Raw genomic sequence first — 13,628 nt, 5'->3', positions numbered from 1 at the left:
GCATACCGCTTGCGCGGGATGCGCAAGCAGGCGTTTCAGAAGCTGTGACGCACGCCGATCTGCAAGCCGCGTGGATCGACGCCGGGCTGGCCCGTGACGTTGCGCACGCCGTTACTGCCGAAGTTGAAGGTAGCGTTGCCGTCGTTGTCGATGCGGGCGTAGATCAGCTTCAGCATGGTGCGCTTGGAGAGGCTGTGTTCGTAGCCGAGTTCGAACAGGCGGGCGCCTTCATCGCTCGTTGCGTTGCCCGAGCGATCGTTTGCCCTGTAGTACTGGGCGATGAGTTTGCCGTTCGGCGTGGCATTGAACGTCCCGCCCAGGCCCCAGACGGTCTGCCGGGTGCTCGCGCCGAGCGACTCATCCCGATCCTGGTTCCATAGCACGCGAATACTGCCGGTGCCGAAGTCATAGGCGGTCGCAATCCGGCTGTTCCTGAACCTGGTGTCTGCAGCGTCGCCTTCCTTTTTCTGGACGTGGGTCAGGCCGGCCATCCATGGCCCTGCCTTGTAGTTCATCCCCAGGTCCCAGGCCGAGCGGTTGGCCGGGGTAGCGGCGCCATCCGTCGTCTTGTTTTCTCCCGCGATGTAGGCGAAGGCCGCGCTGAAGCCGGCCAGGACAGGCGTGTCGTAGCGGATCGTGTTGGCTTGCCGGGAGTCGAAGCCCAGGTTGTTGATCAGGCCGCTGTTGGCGCCGATGCTGGTAGCGCCGGCATTCACGTCGATGGCCGTGCCCAGGGAGCGGGTTGGCGTGCTCAGTGTGCCAAGCTTCAGCGTCCCGAGGCTGGCGGTTTCGAGGCCGACGTAGGAATCGCGCGCAGCGCCAAGCAGGCTGGAGCCAGCCGTATTCGTATCGACATTGACGGAGGACTCGAACTGAAACAAGGCGCGCAAGCCGTTGCCCAGGTCTTCGCTGCCCTTGAAGCCGAGGTAGGAACTGTTGCTGGAGACGCGCGTGTAGTTGCCGGTTCGGCTGCCAGGGAGCGTTCCGCCGGACGTCGAGACGCTGTCGAACGACAGGTCGGCAACACCGTACACGGTGACATTGGATTGGGCTTGGGCGCCGGTGGCTATCAATCCGCTGATGGCCAGGGTAATCAGTTGCTTCTGCATGTGTATCTCCTGTTGAGGTTGTGAAATGCAGTTGCATTTTGGCCATGCAATGTTGCATCGATGTGACAGCGCTGCCGTGTACCGGATCAGGAGGCGAGGGAAAGGTGCCAGGGCCATTGATCGGCATTCATCATTGACTCTGCCGATGGCCTCGGGTAGCTTGTCCGGCTTTTCCGGATTGGCAAATTGGCCGGCAACAGAAGGCAACAGAGGGAGCATGAGATGAACATCGACAAAGTGGGCGTGATCGGCGCCGGCACCATGGGCAACGGCATTGCGCAGGCGTGCGCGGTGGCAGGCATCGACGTGGTCATGCTGGATGTGCGGGACGAGGCGGTGCAGCGCGGCCTGGCGGCGATTGCCGGCAGCCTGGAGCGCGTCGTCAAGAAGGAAAAGATGAGCGCGGCCGACAAGGATGCCGCGCTGGCGCGCATCCAGGGCAGCACGCAGCAAGGCGATCTGGCGACTTGCGATCTGGTCATCGAGGCGGCGACGGAGAATCTCGATCTCAAGCTGCGCCTGCTCAAGGAAGTGGAAACGCAACTGAAGGCGGATGCCATACTGGCCAGCAATACCTCGTCGATTTCGATCACCCGCCTGGCCGCCGCCGTGCAGCGCAGCGAGCGCTTCGTCGGCATGCACTTCTTCAATCCCGTGCCGGTGATGGCGCTGGTCGAAGTGATCCGCGGCCTGCAGACCAGCGATGCGACGCACGCCGCGGTGATGGCGCTGGCGCAGCGTCTGGGCAAGACGCCGATCAGCGTGAAGAACAGCCCGGGCTTCGCGGTCAACCGCATCCTCTGTCCGATGATCAACGAGGCGATCTTCGCCCTGGCCGAGGGACTGGCGACGGCAGAGGACATCGACAACGGCATGAAGCTGGGCTGCAATCATCCGATCGGCCCGCTGGCCCTGGCCGACATGGTCGGGCTGGACGTGCTGCTGGCGGTGATGGAAGTGTTCTACGGCCAGTTCAACGATTCGAAATACCGCCCGGCGCCGCTGCTGCGCGAGATGGTGGAAGCCGGCTATCTGGGGCGCAAAACCGGGCAGGGGTTCTACAGCTACGGCTAGCCGCTGACCCTAGCCATACACCACCTTGACATTCGCCGGCGTCAGCCAGTCGTGCAGGTTGGCGAGCAGCTCATCCTCCAGCCGCACCTGCCAGGCGTCGGAGAGCCTCAGTTGCACTTCGGCATCGCCGTTGCGATAGGCCAGCCGCACCGGACAGGCATTGCTGCCGGCGCGATAGGGCGCGAGCAGGCTGCGCAACCGTTCGGCATTCGAGTTGCCGTTCAGCGATAGTTGCAGCATCCTGGCGAAACGGCCGCGCGCCTCGCCCAGCGTGAGCAGCTTGTCGGCAACCACGCGCAGGCCACCGCTGAAGTCGTCGCGCATCACCTTGCCCTCGACCAGCAGCAGCTCATCCACCACGATCTTGTTGCGTTCGGCCTCGAAGCGTTCGTTGAATACGGTGACTTCCAGTTGGGCGCTGGCATCGTCGATCATGACGATGGCCATCTTGCCGCGCCGGGTCATCTGCGTGCGCGTCGAGACGACGATGCCGGCCAGCAGCAGCGGGTCGCGTTGCGGTTCGATCTGCGCGAGCGGCTTGCGCACGAAGGGCGCCAGCTCGGCGCGATAGGCATTGTAGGGATGGCCGGAGATGAAAAATCCGAGCGCCTGTTTTTCGTTGAGTAAATGTTCGCGCTCGCTCCAGTGCGGCGTTTCGACATAGTGCGGATGGTCGGCGCCGGCGTGGCTGTCGTCACCGAATAGGTTGTCCTGCAGGGCGTGGCGCTCGGCCTGCTCGGCGGCTTCCAGCGCCACGCCGACGGAGGCCAGCAGGCGCGCGCGATGGGCGCGGGATGAGGCATCTGCTGCGTGTTCGGCATCCAGCGCATCGAAGGCTCCCGCGCGAATCAATGCCTCGATGACGCGGCGATTCACCACGCGCTTGTCGATGCGCCGGCAGAAATCGAACAGATCCGTGAATGGGCCGGTTTCGCGGGCGCGCAGGATGGCACTCAGCGCGGTCTCGCCCGTGCCCTTGATGGCGCCCAGGCCATAGCGGATGGTCCGGGCATCCACCGGCTCGAAGCGGATGCCGCCGGTATTGATGTCGGGCGGCAGGAAGCGCAGATCGTTGGCCAGGCTGTCCTGGTAGAACAGTTGCACCTTGTCGGTGTCGGCCATTTCCGAGGACATCGTCGCCGCCATGAAGGCCGCGCAATGGTAATGCTTGAGCCAGGCGGTCTGGAAGGCCACCAGTGCATAGGCCGCCGAGTGCGACTTGTTGAAACCGTACTCGGCGAACTTTTCCATCAGGTCGAACAACTGGGTGGCCAGCGCCGCATCGACCTCGCGCCTGGCCGCGCCTTCGGTGAAGATGGCGCGCTGCTGGGCCATTTCCTCGGGTTTCTTCTTGCCCATCGCGCGGCGCAGCATGTCGGCGCCGCCCAGCGTGTAGCCGGCCAGCACCTGGGCCACCAGCATCACCTGTTCCTGGTAGACGATGACGCCATAGGTCGGCTTGAGCACCGGCTCCAGGTCGGGATGGAAATACTCGGCCTTGGCGCGGCCGTGCTTGCGGTTGATGAAGTCGTCCACCATGCCCGACCCCAGCGGGCCCGGCCGGTTGAGCGCCATCAGGGCGATGATGTCCTCGAAAGTGTCGCCCTTGAGGCGTTTTTCCAGATCCTTGGCCGAGCGCGATTCCGACTGGAACACCGCCGTGGTATTGCCGGCGGCGAACAGCGCATAGGTCGCCTGGTCGTCGAGCGGGATGTCTTCGAGGCGAAAATCCTTCAGCGCCGGATCGAGCTGGCGCACCCAGCGCACGGCTTCGTCGAGGATGGTCAGCGTGCGCAGGCCGAGGAAGTCGAACTTGACCAGCCCCACCTTTTCGACATCATCCTTGTCGAACTGGCTGACCACGCCCTGCGCCTGGCCATCGACCTCGCCCTGCGCCGAATACAGCGGGCAGAAATCGGTGAGCTTGCCCGGCGCGATCAGCACGCCGCCGGCATGCATGCCGATGTTGCGCGTCAGCCCCTCGAGGCGCTCGGCCAGGTCCCACAGCTCGCGGATTTCTTCTTCCTGCTCGATGCGATCGTTGATGGCCGGTTCCTTCTCGCGTGCTTCAGCCAGCGAGATGCCGAGTTCGTTGGGAATTAGTTTGGCGAACTGATCGACGAAGTTGAACGGCAGGTCGAGCACCCGGCCGACGTCGCGGATCACCGCCTTGGTCGCCATGGTGCCGAAGGTGGCGATCTGCGAGACGGCGTGGGCGCCGTATTTGCCCTTGACGTAGTCGATCACCCGGTCGCGGCCGTCCTGGCAGAAGTCGATGTCGAAGTCGGGCATCGAGACGCGCTCCGGGTTCAGGAAGCGTTCGAACAGCAGGTCGTAGGCCAGTGGATCGAGATCGGTAATGCCCATTGCGTAGGCCACCAGCGAGCCAGCTCCCGAGCCGCGCCCCGGCCCGACCGGCACGCCGTTCTGCTTGGCCCAGTTGATGAAGTCGGCAACGATCAGGAAGTAGCCGGGAAAGCCCATCTGCTGGATGGTGTTGATTTCGAAGGCCAGGCGTTCGAGGTATTCCGGACGTTTTTCGTCGCGCACGGCCGCATCGGGATACAACTGGGCCAGGCGGTGCTCCAGACCTTCGTGCGCCTGCTGATCGAGATAGGCATCGTCGCTCAAGCCATCCGGAATCGGAAATTGCGGCAAGCGGCTCTTGCCCAGTTCGACGCTGAGGTTGCAGCGGCGGGCAATTTCCACCGTGTTTTCCAGGGCGTCGGGCAGGTCGGCAAACAGCTCGGCCATTTCGGCTTGCGACTTGAAGTACTGCTGTTCGGTGAAGTTTTGCGGCCGCCGCTTGTCGGCCAGCACATAGCCTTCGGCGATGCAGACGCGGGCTTCGTGCGCCTTGAAATCGTCGGGCGCCATGAACTGGATGGGATGCGTGGCCACCAGCGGCAGGCCGAGGCGCCCGGCCAGCGCCGCGGTCTGCGTGATCAGCATTTCAGCCTGCGGTTGGCCGCAACGCTGTATTTCGAGATAGAAGCTGCCGGGAAACAGGGTTGCCCAGGCGCGCGCCTGCTGCTCGGCCTGCGCGCTCTTGCCGGCCAGCAGCAACTGGCCGACATCGCCGAAATGCGCGCCGGACAGCGCGATCAATCCGGCATTGTCGCCCTGGGCAAGGGCTGCACGCGTTATCTCCGCGCGGCCACGCCGCCGCGCGGCGAGGTAGGCATTGCTCAACAATTCGCACAGGCGCAGGTAGCCGGCCCGATCCTTCACCAGCAGCAGCAGGCGGCAGCCGGCGTCGCGACTGCCGTCGCGGCGGTCTGGCGAGTCGTCGGCGATCCAGGCGTCGCAGCCGATGATGGGTTGCAGTCCGGCACTGCGTGCCCCGCTGTAGAACTTCACCATGCCGAACAGATTGGCAAGGTCGGTCAGCGCCAGTGCCGGCATGCCGTCGGCCACCGCTCGGGCGACTGCGGCATCCAGGCGCACGATGCCATCGGTGATCGAGTACTCGCTGTGCAGGCGCAGGTGGATGAATTTTGGTGCAGGCATGGACCGGCATTCTACCCGCCGGCGCGCGCGATCGTCCCGATGCGGGTTGTCCGCGGCTATGGCATCAGGTCTTCGAGGCCGGCGCGCAATTCGCCGAGAGAGGGAATTTCCGCAAGCAGGACTTCGGGAGCCAGGCCCAGCAATCCGGCCACATCGCGCGGACAGGCGGCCTGGCGGGCGGCGGCATCGAAGCCCAGTTCATCCATGCGCGCCAGCCAGGCGGCCAGATGGAGGATGGTCCCCTGACGGTTCAGGGTCTCCTTCTCGAAGGGCCGCGAGAAGGCGCGTATCGCCTCGACCATGGCATCCGGAAACTTCCAGCGGGCGACCAGTTCGGCGCTGACGTCGGCATAGGTGAAGTCGAAGACGTCCCGCTCCATTTGCAAGCGGTTTTCGCTGTAGATGCTGGTGATCTTGTCCAGCGTACCGGCCTGCTCGGGCAGACCGAGGTGCAGCATCAACTGGCCAAGCCCATGGACGATGCCGATGGTGAAGGCCAGTTCGGCGTTCTCGCCGGTTTTGGCGGCCAGCCACTTGCCCGCAACCGCAGTGGACAGGCTGTAGCGCCAGAACTGCCGGAGCTCGATGCCCGGCGTGGCCTTGAAGCGGGCAACCAGGCCGCAGGTGATCACCAGCGTGCGCACGGTAACGAAACCGAGCATGGCAATGGCGTCCCTGATGCTGCCGACCTGGCGCGAGACGTGGTAGTAGGGCGAATTGGCCAGTCGCAGCACATTGGCGCCGAGTACCGGATTGAGCGCAATCTTGCGCGCCAGTTCGTCACTGGAAATATTTTCATCGCGGAAGCTTTCGATCAGCTCCTGGATGATCTGGGGCGAGGTGGGCAGCGCGTTTTCGTGATTGAAAAGTGCGGTCAGCTTCATGGCAGTCCTGTGGCGGCAATTTCCGCTGGCAAGTCGCGCGGCAAGCTTCGTCGCTCATCTGCCGTGCATTCCTTCATGCAGAGGCGGATTCTCTCACGTCTTGCAGCGGCGGCCGGCGTCGATGGATTGCGGCAAGTGACATAGGTCACTATAGCAATGGCTGGCTGGCGTGCTGGCCGGCAAGATGCCGCGGCCACCGAGGGACGCGGGCGGATCAGGCCGTCGTATCGATCAGTCGGCCGGTGATCTGGCCATCGATATTGACGACCGGCTGTGTGTGCGGCGTTTCTTCCGGCGACTGCTCGTGGTGGTCGCGCGGCTGCTCACGACGTTTCCTGTCATCCGGATTGGTCTGGCTGGTATCCGGTATGGCGCTCACCGTCGGTATCCGGAGCAAGGCGGGCAAGGTATCGAGTGCCATTCTGACCTCCAATAAACCAGCCACTCATGAGCGCAAAGGGATGCAAGGCTCTCCGGCAAGTGGCGTATTCACTGGGACTGGGGATTGCCCGCATCGCGCAACCGATGCCGGCAGGGTCACGTCACGATGCAAAAATGACGCTTGCAATGAATAACGGCAATAAATTCATTGGCTTGAATTGTTTTTGTAATGTTTCCAATGCGACCCGGCGCGCGGCACTGCCTTTGCGTTGCTTCGAGTGACCGGGACGGCGGGATTCGAATCAGCCCAGCCCGGCACGCACATCAGCGATGGTGGCCATCAGGGTCATGGGCTCCAGCGGCGAAGGCTCGAAACCCACATGCGCATAAAACGCCTGTGCTTCGGGTGAGAGTGCATGTACCAGCATGCCGCGAATACCAATGGCGTCCGCTGCCGCGACCACACGCAGGCAGGCATCGCGCACCAGGGCGCGGCCAATCCCCTGACCGTGCAGACTCTGGTCTATGGCCAGACGACCCAATACCACAATGGGAATCGGGTCAGGCATGTTGCGCCGCAGACGCCCGGTTGCAAGTTTGGCAGCGACGGCACTGCTGGCCAGCGCGTAGTAGGCGAGAACTCGCTGATCCTCACAAACGACAAAGGTACGTGAAGCGCCGGAAATCTGGTTCTTCAATGCCCGCTGCCTGAGCCAGTGATCCAGGCTCTCGACGCCACAGGTGAATGTATTGGTTTCGTGGTGTGCCGTCAGCGGCGCGGGAGCTGCCAGCATTACGCCTGGTCCCAGGGTGCGGGTGTTTGCAGGGTCTTTTGCAGGCGGACGTTGGCAGCCGCCGGGCGATCCAGACGTGCCAGAAACTCGGCATAGGCTTCGGGACTCACCTGTATCAGCGCCTGGTCAAGCAGCGCTTCTTCTGCTGCCTGACGCGCGGCATCGAGGATGAAGTCCGTGCGGTTCTTGCCACGTACCTTGGCTGCACGATCGATCAGATCGCGTACTTGCGGCTTGATGCGCAGGTTGAGGGTGTCGCGTTTGGCAATCACAGTGCTGGCCGTCATGGGGAAACCTCCTTGATTGTGCGCAGTGTAGCATGTGCGTAGTGTCATCGTCATTACTTCGCTCGGTGGATTGCTGCAGGCATCGTCTTCGAGAATTGACGGCGTTTCGCCTTATATGGGGCACGGCATCGCCGAAACCACGCAATCACCCTTGCCGAGTCTGTCATTGTTCTGCTCGATGGCGTACGGTACGCGGTTGCACGAATCCATTACCGCTGCCTCTACCCCAACAACACATCCCTCACCCGTCGTATTCCCTCCGTCGCCGGGCCGATGAACTGCTGCCAGTCTTCGTCCCGAATCGCCAGGTTGTCCAGCGCGGGCTCCTTGTTCACCAGGAATTTTCGCCGGGCGATCAGCGCGTCGTGGACCAGAGCGGCGGCGGGATAGACATTGAGCGAGGTGCCGACGACGATGAAGGTGCTGGCCGTGGAAACGATTTCCTGCGCCAGGGGCATCAGCGGCACATCTTCGCCGAACCAGACGATGAAGGGCCGCAACTGCCGTCCCGTGGGGCCGAGGTCGCCCAGCTTCAGCGGTTGCGCATAAGGATAGGTGCGTGACTTGTCATGCGTTTCACAGGCCTTCAGCAGTTCGCCGTGCAGGTGGATGACCTTGGTGGAACCGGCGCGCTCGTGCAGGTCGTCCACGTTCTGCGTGATGACGGTCACATTGAAATTTTCTTCCAGTTCCGCAATGGCGTGATGCGCCGCGTTGGGCTGCACGGTTTGCAGTTGCGCCCAGCGCTGGTTGTAAAAGCGCAGCACCAGTTCCGGGTCGCGCCGCCAGGCAGCGATGTGGGCCACTTCTTCCGGTCGGTGCTTTTCCCACAGGCCGTTCGCGTCGCGGAAGGTGGCGATGCCGCTTTCGGCGGAAACGCCCGCGCCAGTGAAGATGACGATGTGTTCCTGGTTGGACATGATGATTTCCCTTTCAGGCTCAGGCATGGATTGTTTCATGATTGCAATGGCGAGGCTGTCCAGCGCCAGTGAGCCATGTCGCTGGTTACAATATGCCATCATCCGTCGCCTACCCGTCCATGCTGCTGGAGATGTCGACATGCGAACGCTGGCGTTAGCCAAGGCCTTTACCCTGATCGAACCCGGCCCGGTGGTCCTGGTGACCACCTATGATGGGCGCAAGCCCAACATCATGACCATATCGTGGACGATGGTGATGGATTTCACCCCGGCGTTCGCCATCGCGACGGGTGCATGGAACCATTCGTTCGGGGCTTTGCGCAAACAACGCGAGTGCGTGATCGCCATTCCCACGGTAGACCTGCTGGATACGGTCGTGGGCATCGGTACATGCTCCGGGAGCGATACCGACAAGTTCGCCAGGTTCGGCCTGACGGCCGTGCCGGGAAAATTCGTCAAGGCGCCATTGATCAAGGAGTGCCTGGCCAACATCGAATGCAAGGTTGCCGACGTCATCGATCGTTACGGCATCGTCGTGTTGAAGGCGATAGTGGCCCACATCGATCCGGAACGCAGGGAGCGTCGGCGCATACACGCCGTGGGCGATGGGACGTTCATCGTCGATGGCCGCAAGCTCGACCGGCGAAGCATGATGGCTTCCAAACTGCCGTCCGGCGTCTGAAATCGGTCATCGGCAAGGCAGGCTCGATGCCCGAAAAACATTTGGGCCAGTCCGAAGACTGGCCCAAATGCTTGTTTCCATTGGCTGGAGCGGCGGGATTCGAATTCGCTATCTTCCTCAACTTCTCCTTCCAGATTTACGGAGCGTTATACCCTATTCCTTGGAGGACGAAATTTTGGGGGAAGCTCACGATTGGATGCGCGTCTTCTTCGATAGATCGTGGTCATGGAATTCCTTGCGTTCGAAAAATCGCTCAGGGTACGGGCGTCCGAGCTTCAAAAACCAGAATTAACCTTGGTCGTTGGGAGTGCGGATGACATTACGTGCGATTGGTGCAACTGGGATAAGGAGCCGGCTCCCCAGGGACAATAGGGCACAGCTTGATCGGTGTAAGTTTTTTGAATCTACCAGACCATTTGGCATTGTCGAACTTGATCGGAGTCTTCGATGCCTTACCCCTCTCAGCCCACTGGATGGTGTAGTAGTCGCTCTCGCCCTTGATAACGATCAGGAGCATGGATTCGCTGTAAGACTCTCCGACGGGGCTTGCGACCCCGCAACTCACGACGGCGACAAATCCGTCATGGCTACCGAACTTGATTTCACCAAGGCCAGTGGCGGTGTATGAGTCTGGGCACACACGTTTGAAACCGCCCGCCATGTTGTCGGCGAATCGCGCTGGCGTTACGTTTGGATTTGAAGCAAGCCCCTTTGCTCCTGTGATCGTAACCATCTGAGACCACTTCTTTACGTTCTCTCCTTCGAGGACCAGTTCTTGAATGTATTGGCCACCTTTTGTATCCTCGAACGCAGGTACGAACCCTTTGGGAAATGAAAATGTGACTAGCTGACCAAAGATCGGAGTAATGGTTCGTACCGAATATCCTTGCTGTCTCAATGCGTTGACTTCCTTTAGCGGAAGCGCATTGCCCCCGGCCAACACCGGCGAGCAAAGTGTGCTTACAACAGCCAGGACTGCGAACTTATGAATCATGGTTTTCTCTCCAGTGGAAATGAATGTGGCCCTTGTGCATGAGCCTCCCTCTGTTTTTCATCTTCTAACCCAACGGCATTATGCAGCGAGTTTCGATTCATGCTGAGTCGAGATCCAGTGCTCCATGAATTTCATGGGTGAGGCGTCCCACAGGGACTTCCTTCGGCCTCCGCTACGGCTCGCGTACTGTACGTGGGTGGCAATCGCGACAATTGTTCGCAAAGTGATTGGCCGACAACCCCACTAATCCATGGCGGTTGTTGGACACTTCGTTGGGCACTTTTTTGAGAACCAATCCCAAAAAAACATTTGGGCCAGTCCGAAGACTGGCCCAAGTGCTTGATTCCATTGGTCGGGACGGCGGGATTCGAACTCGCGACCCCTTGCACCCCATGCAAGTGCGCTACCAGGCTGCGCTACGCCCCGAAGCGGCGAATTGTATCAGAGATATCGGCGCTTGCGGCAGTTGCGTTGCCGGTGGAGCGCTCGATTCATGCGCCAGCGCGCCGAGCTGGGCTATCATCCGGCGATGTTTTTGCGCCGCTCCGCTCACCCCTTGCGTCAGGCTCTGCTGGCCCAGATGGCCGGTATCGTGCTGGCGGCGACGCTGGCGTATGCGCTGCCGGGCGTACTCGCTTCACTGTTGCAAGCGGTGCTGCTGCAGGCGGTGCTGGCGGCGCTGATCGGACAGTTGCTCGGCGCGCCGCGCTGGTGGATTCCCCTGCATCTGGGGTTTTTGCCGGCCGTGCTGCTGGCCAGCCGGCTGGAAATCGCGTCGGGCTGGTATCTGGCGGGCTTCGTTCTGCTGCTGTTGTTCTATTGGCGCATCGACCGCAGCCAGGTGCCGCTGTATCTGTCCAATCCGGCGACCGCCGCCGCCGTGCTGCGCTTGTTGCCGAATACGCCGTGCCGGCTGGTCGATCTTGGCTGCGGTCATGGCGGCCTGTTGCGTCATTTGGCCAAGGCGCGTCCCGATTGCGAATTCGTCGGCGTGGAGCATGCGCCGTTGCCCTGGCTGTGGGCCAGGCTGGCGGCCAGTGGCCACGGCAATCTGCAGATCCGCTATGGTGACTTCTGGCGCGTTTCGCTGGCGCCCTTCGATGTCGTGTATGCCTTCCTGTCGCCGGCTCCGATGCCGCGTCTGCATGCGTTGGCCAGGTCGCAGATGCGGCCTGACAGTCTGTTGATCAGCAACAGCTTTGCGGTTCCCGAAGTGGCGCCGGAATCGCAGCTCGTCGTTGCCGACCGGCGCGAGACCCGGCTTTACTGTTATCGCATGCCGGGCGGCGGCGAGGAATAAAGGCTCGATTGCCGCGCATTTCCCGGCTTTGTCGGCTTCGGCCTTCGCCAATAATGCCAACCTGCCGCGTACCCGTGACCTTGCTTTGTTTCATGGGTATTTGCACCGATGCGATGGTGGCGGGGCGGTGGAATCTGGAGAGGCTTACATGGCGGACATCATTTGTGTCATCGGCAACAAGGGCGGTACCGGCAAGACCACGCTTTCCCACATGCTTTGCCAGGGGCTGGGTCTGCTGGGTCAGCGTTCCGTCTGCGTGCTGACGGATACCGACCGCGAGCCGCTGGATCCCGTCAATCGCCGCTATCTGACGGCGGATGCCCGCACGCACGAGACGCTGGGCAAGGTCATGGAGAAGATTCGCGCGCTCGATGCCTGGCTGGGCGTGGTCGATGGCGGCGGCAACCGCACCGAAATGGATCATCGGCTGTATGGTCTGGCGGATCTGGTGCTGCTGCCGTTTCGTGATTCCCACGAGGACATTCGTACCGTGACGCGCGATCTGGAAAGGTTTCCGCGCGCCTACGCCGTACCCATGCAATGGCCGACCAATGCCTGGCAGCGTGACGCGGCGGACCGGGCGATGCGTGAATTCCTTTCGCAATATCAGGACCGGATTCTGGATCCGGTATCCGCGCTTTCGGCAAGCAAGCTGCTGCTGCAGAAACAGATGCCGCTTGCCTTGCCGACGGCACTGGCGAATGCCTGCCGCAGCGTCTCCTGCCAGGTGATCGATCTGCTGCAATTGGAAGTCTCTGGCGAGCCGGTCGCGCATACCCGCAAACATGCGCGAAGTGGCGGAAATATCGTCGAGACTGGCGCCCAGACGCCGCCGAATCCGCCGCCTGGCCGGTTTCCTGCGCCGGTCCGCTTCGGCTACGGCGTTTGACGCCGCTGGCGTTGCCGCTTTCCGTACTGCGCTGCCACTGTCAGTCCGCAGGACGCTCAAAGCTTGTTCGACTTGTGTTCCTTGACGAGCAGCAGCGCCTGCGAGCGGTTGTCGACATTGAGCGCCTTGAGGATGGCGGATACGTGCACCTTGATCGTGCCTTCGGTCAGGCCCAGCAGTTCGCTGATCTGCCGGTTGGTTTTGCCCTGCACCAGCGGTTCGAGCACCCGCATCTGCGCCGTGGTCAGATTGTATTGCTCGGCCAGTGAAGCGTTGCTGTTGCGTTTGCCCCGCATGAGGATTTCATCGTGAAATACCCTTGGAACATAGACGTCACCGGCCAATACGGTGCGCAGGGCATTCAGCAGGACTGCGCCGGGACTGGATTTGCTGATGAAGCCGGAAGCCCCGGCACGCATGGCGCGCTCTATCGTGTTGCGATCATCGAGTGCCGAAATGATGACCACGGGCAAGGCCGGAAAGCGTTTGCGTAATACACCCAGGCAGCCCATGCCGTTGAGGCCGGGCAGCATCAGGTCGAGCAGGCACAGACCGTAGTGTTCGCTGCCCTCTTTTTCGAGCAGCGCCAGCGCCTCCTCGGCATTCTGTACGCCATTGCAGACGACGTCGCGGCCCAGTTTTTTCAGCGTATGCAGCAAACCTTCACGCACCAGTGCGTGGTCTTCGACGATCAGCAGTTTCATGCAGTCATTTCCTGTTTCCATGACAGCCCGACGAATCGGCTGACGCGCCATGCTAACGAAGGGGAATGGTGAAAACAAAGCATTTTGTCACGCCGGGCAG

Annotated in this window: 14 protein-coding genes and 1 tRNA gene; 5 read left to right on the top strand and 10 right to left on the bottom strand. The window is 61.7% G+C overall.

What is annotated here, in order from left to right; all coding sequences use genetic code 11:
• Positions 1–35: 35 nt before the first annotated feature.
• The gene (locus tag SDENCHOL_RS12605) at positions 36–1,109 is read right to left on the bottom strand and encodes a porin (RefSeq protein ID WP_067170303.1); all 1,074 of its coding nucleotides are present in this window, start codon (positions 1,107–1,109) and stop codon (positions 36–38) included.
• Between the two features lie 222 nt (positions 1,110–1,331).
• On the opposite strand from SDENCHOL_RS12605, the gene SDENCHOL_RS12600 reads away from it, so the two are divergent.
• Positions 1,332–2,183: a 3-hydroxybutyryl-CoA dehydrogenase gene (locus tag SDENCHOL_RS12600; RefSeq protein ID WP_067170301.1), complete on the top strand. Its 852-nt coding sequence runs from the start codon at positions 1,332–1,334 to the stop codon at positions 2,181–2,183.
• Positions 2,184–2,192: 9 nt separating this feature from the next.
• Here SDENCHOL_RS12600 and dnaE read toward each other — a convergent pair whose 3' ends face one another.
• The 3 genes from dnaE to SDENCHOL_RS12585 form a co-directional block, all read right to left on the bottom strand.
• Positions 2,193–5,693 (bottom strand): DNA polymerase III subunit alpha, encoded by a 3,501-nt coding sequence (dnaE, locus tag SDENCHOL_RS12595; RefSeq protein ID WP_067170298.1) that lies wholly within the window; start codon positions 5,691–5,693, stop codon positions 2,193–2,195.
• A 56-nt stretch (positions 5,694–5,749) separates the two neighbouring features.
• Positions 5,750–6,577 (bottom strand): HDOD domain-containing protein, encoded by an 828-nt coding sequence (locus SDENCHOL_RS12590; protein WP_067170295.1) that lies wholly within the window; start codon positions 6,575–6,577, stop codon positions 5,750–5,752.
• Between the two features lie 214 nt (positions 6,578–6,791).
• Entirely contained in the window at positions 6,792–6,998 is a 207-nt protein-coding gene (locus SDENCHOL_RS12585) for a hypothetical protein (protein ID WP_067170292.1), read from the bottom strand.
• Positions 6,999–7,024: 26 nt separating this feature from the next.
• On the opposite strand from SDENCHOL_RS12585, the gene SDENCHOL_RS12580 reads away from it, so the two are divergent.
• Entirely contained in the window at positions 7,025–7,240 is a 216-nt protein-coding gene (locus SDENCHOL_RS12580; protein ID WP_154717250.1) for a hypothetical protein, read from the top strand.
• Positions 7,241–7,260: 20 nt separating this feature from the next.
• On the opposite strand, the gene SDENCHOL_RS12575 is transcribed toward SDENCHOL_RS12580, so the two are convergent.
• The 3 genes from SDENCHOL_RS12575 to SDENCHOL_RS12565 form a co-directional block, all read right to left on the bottom strand.
• A complete protein-coding gene (locus SDENCHOL_RS12575; RefSeq protein ID WP_067170289.1) occupies positions 7,261–7,752 on the bottom strand; it encodes a GNAT family N-acetyltransferase in 492 nt (163 codons plus the stop codon).
• Positions 7,752–8,039, bottom strand: a complete 288-nt coding sequence (locus tag SDENCHOL_RS12570) for a DUF1778 domain-containing protein (protein WP_067170288.1) — start codon at positions 8,037–8,039, stop codon at positions 7,752–7,754. The genes SDENCHOL_RS12575 and SDENCHOL_RS12570 overlap by 1 nt, the downstream gene beginning before the upstream one ends.
• Positions 8,040–8,260: 221 nt before the next feature.
• A complete protein-coding gene (locus SDENCHOL_RS12565; RefSeq protein ID WP_067170747.1) occupies positions 8,261–8,959 on the bottom strand; it encodes an NAD-dependent deacylase in 699 nt (232 codons plus the stop codon).
• Here SDENCHOL_RS12565 and SDENCHOL_RS12560 point away from each other — a divergent pair.
• The gene (locus tag SDENCHOL_RS12560; protein ID WP_231912984.1) at positions 8,958–9,641 is read left to right on the top strand and encodes a flavin reductase family protein; all 684 of its coding nucleotides are present in this window, start codon (positions 8,958–8,960) and stop codon (positions 9,639–9,641) included. The genes SDENCHOL_RS12565 and SDENCHOL_RS12560 overlap by 2 nt on opposite strands.
• A 319-nt stretch (positions 9,642–9,960) precedes the next feature.
• On the opposite strand, the gene SDENCHOL_RS12555 is transcribed toward SDENCHOL_RS12560, so the two are convergent.
• Positions 9,961–10,635: a hypothetical protein gene (locus SDENCHOL_RS12555; RefSeq protein ID WP_067170282.1), complete on the bottom strand. Its 675-nt coding sequence runs from the start codon at positions 10,633–10,635 to the stop codon at positions 9,961–9,963.
• A gap of 349 nt (positions 10,636–10,984) precedes the next feature.
• Positions 10,985–11,061: transfer RNA gene (locus SDENCHOL_RS12550), tRNA-Pro, on the bottom strand.
• 67 nt (positions 11,062–11,128) lie between these two features.
• Between SDENCHOL_RS12550 and SDENCHOL_RS12545 the strand changes: the two genes are divergently transcribed.
• Together SDENCHOL_RS12545 and SDENCHOL_RS12540 are read left to right on the top strand one after the other, a co-directional pair.
• On the top strand, positions 11,129–11,935 hold the full coding sequence (locus SDENCHOL_RS12545) for a class I SAM-dependent methyltransferase (RefSeq protein WP_083522851.1): 807 nt from the start codon (positions 11,129–11,131) through the stop codon (positions 11,933–11,935).
• A gap of 148 nt (positions 11,936–12,083) precedes the next feature.
• Positions 12,084–12,824 (top strand): hypothetical protein, encoded by a 741-nt coding sequence (locus SDENCHOL_RS12540; RefSeq protein WP_231912983.1) that lies wholly within the window; start codon positions 12,084–12,086, stop codon positions 12,822–12,824.
• A 56-nt stretch (positions 12,825–12,880) separates the two neighbouring features.
• On the opposite strand, the gene SDENCHOL_RS12535 is transcribed toward SDENCHOL_RS12540, so the two are convergent.
• Complete coding sequence (locus SDENCHOL_RS12535) at positions 12,881–13,528, bottom strand: response regulator transcription factor (RefSeq protein ID WP_067170280.1); 648 nt, start codon at positions 13,526–13,528, stop codon at positions 12,881–12,883.
• Positions 13,529–13,628 lie beyond the last annotated feature (100 nt).

Origin of the sequence: Sterolibacterium denitrificans, from assembly GCF_900174485.1 — a bacterium.
GTDB classification, from domain to species: domain Bacteria; phylum Pseudomonadota; class Gammaproteobacteria; order Burkholderiales; family Rhodocyclaceae; genus Sterolibacterium; species Sterolibacterium denitrificans.
The sequence above is the reverse complement of the archived record's forward strand: the minus strand, read 5'-3'. Positions and strand labels throughout refer to the sequence as shown.

What these genes read in the sequence shown, in the direction of transcription:
- SDENCHOL_RS12575 (WP_067170289.1), bottom strand. Translation starts at nt 7,752, where the DNA reads ATGCTGGCAGCTCCCGCGCCGCTGACGGCACACCACGAAACCAATACA.
- SDENCHOL_RS12535 (WP_067170280.1), bottom strand. Translation starts at nt 13,528, where the DNA reads ATGAAACTGCTGATCGTCGAAGACCACGCACTGGTGCGTGAAGGTTTG.
- SDENCHOL_RS12580 (WP_154717250.1), top strand. Translation starts at nt 7,025, where the DNA reads ATGAGCGCAAAGGGATGCAAGGCTCTCCGGCAAGTGGCGTATTCACTG.
- dnaE (WP_067170298.1), bottom strand. Translation starts at nt 5,693, where the DNA reads ATGCCTGCACCAAAATTCATCCACCTGCGCCTGCACAGCGAGTACTCG.
- SDENCHOL_RS12555 (WP_067170282.1), bottom strand. Translation starts at nt 10,635, where the DNA reads ATGATTCATAAGTTCGCAGTCCTGGCTGTTGTAAGCACACTTTGCTCG.
- SDENCHOL_RS12565 (WP_067170747.1), bottom strand. Translation starts at nt 8,959, where the DNA reads ATGTCCAACCAGGAACACATCGTCATCTTCACTGGCGCGGGCGTTTCC.
- SDENCHOL_RS12545 (WP_083522851.1), top strand. Translation starts at nt 11,129, where the DNA reads ATGCGCCAGCGCGCCGAGCTGGGCTATCATCCGGCGATGTTTTTGCGC.
- SDENCHOL_RS12560 (WP_231912984.1), top strand. Translation starts at nt 8,958, where the DNA reads ATGATGATTTCCCTTTCAGGCTCAGGCATGGATTGTTTCATGATTGCA.
- SDENCHOL_RS12590 (WP_067170295.1), bottom strand. Translation starts at nt 6,577, where the DNA reads ATGAAGCTGACCGCACTTTTCAATCACGAAAACGCGCTGCCCACCTCG.
- SDENCHOL_RS12600 (WP_067170301.1), top strand. Translation starts at nt 1,332, where the DNA reads ATGAACATCGACAAAGTGGGCGTGATCGGCGCCGGCACCATGGGCAAC.
- SDENCHOL_RS12605 (WP_067170303.1), bottom strand. Translation starts at nt 1,109, where the DNA reads ATGCAGAAGCAACTGATTACCCTGGCCATCAGCGGATTGATAGCCACC.
- SDENCHOL_RS12540 (WP_231912983.1), top strand. Translation starts at nt 12,084, where the DNA reads ATGGCGGACATCATTTGTGTCATCGGCAACAAGGGCGGTACCGGCAAG.
- SDENCHOL_RS12585 (WP_067170292.1), bottom strand. Translation starts at nt 6,998, where the DNA reads ATGGCACTCGATACCTTGCCCGCCTTGCTCCGGATACCGACGGTGAGC.
- SDENCHOL_RS12570 (WP_067170288.1), bottom strand. Translation starts at nt 8,039, where the DNA reads ATGACGGCCAGCACTGTGATTGCCAAACGCGACACCCTCAACCTGCGC.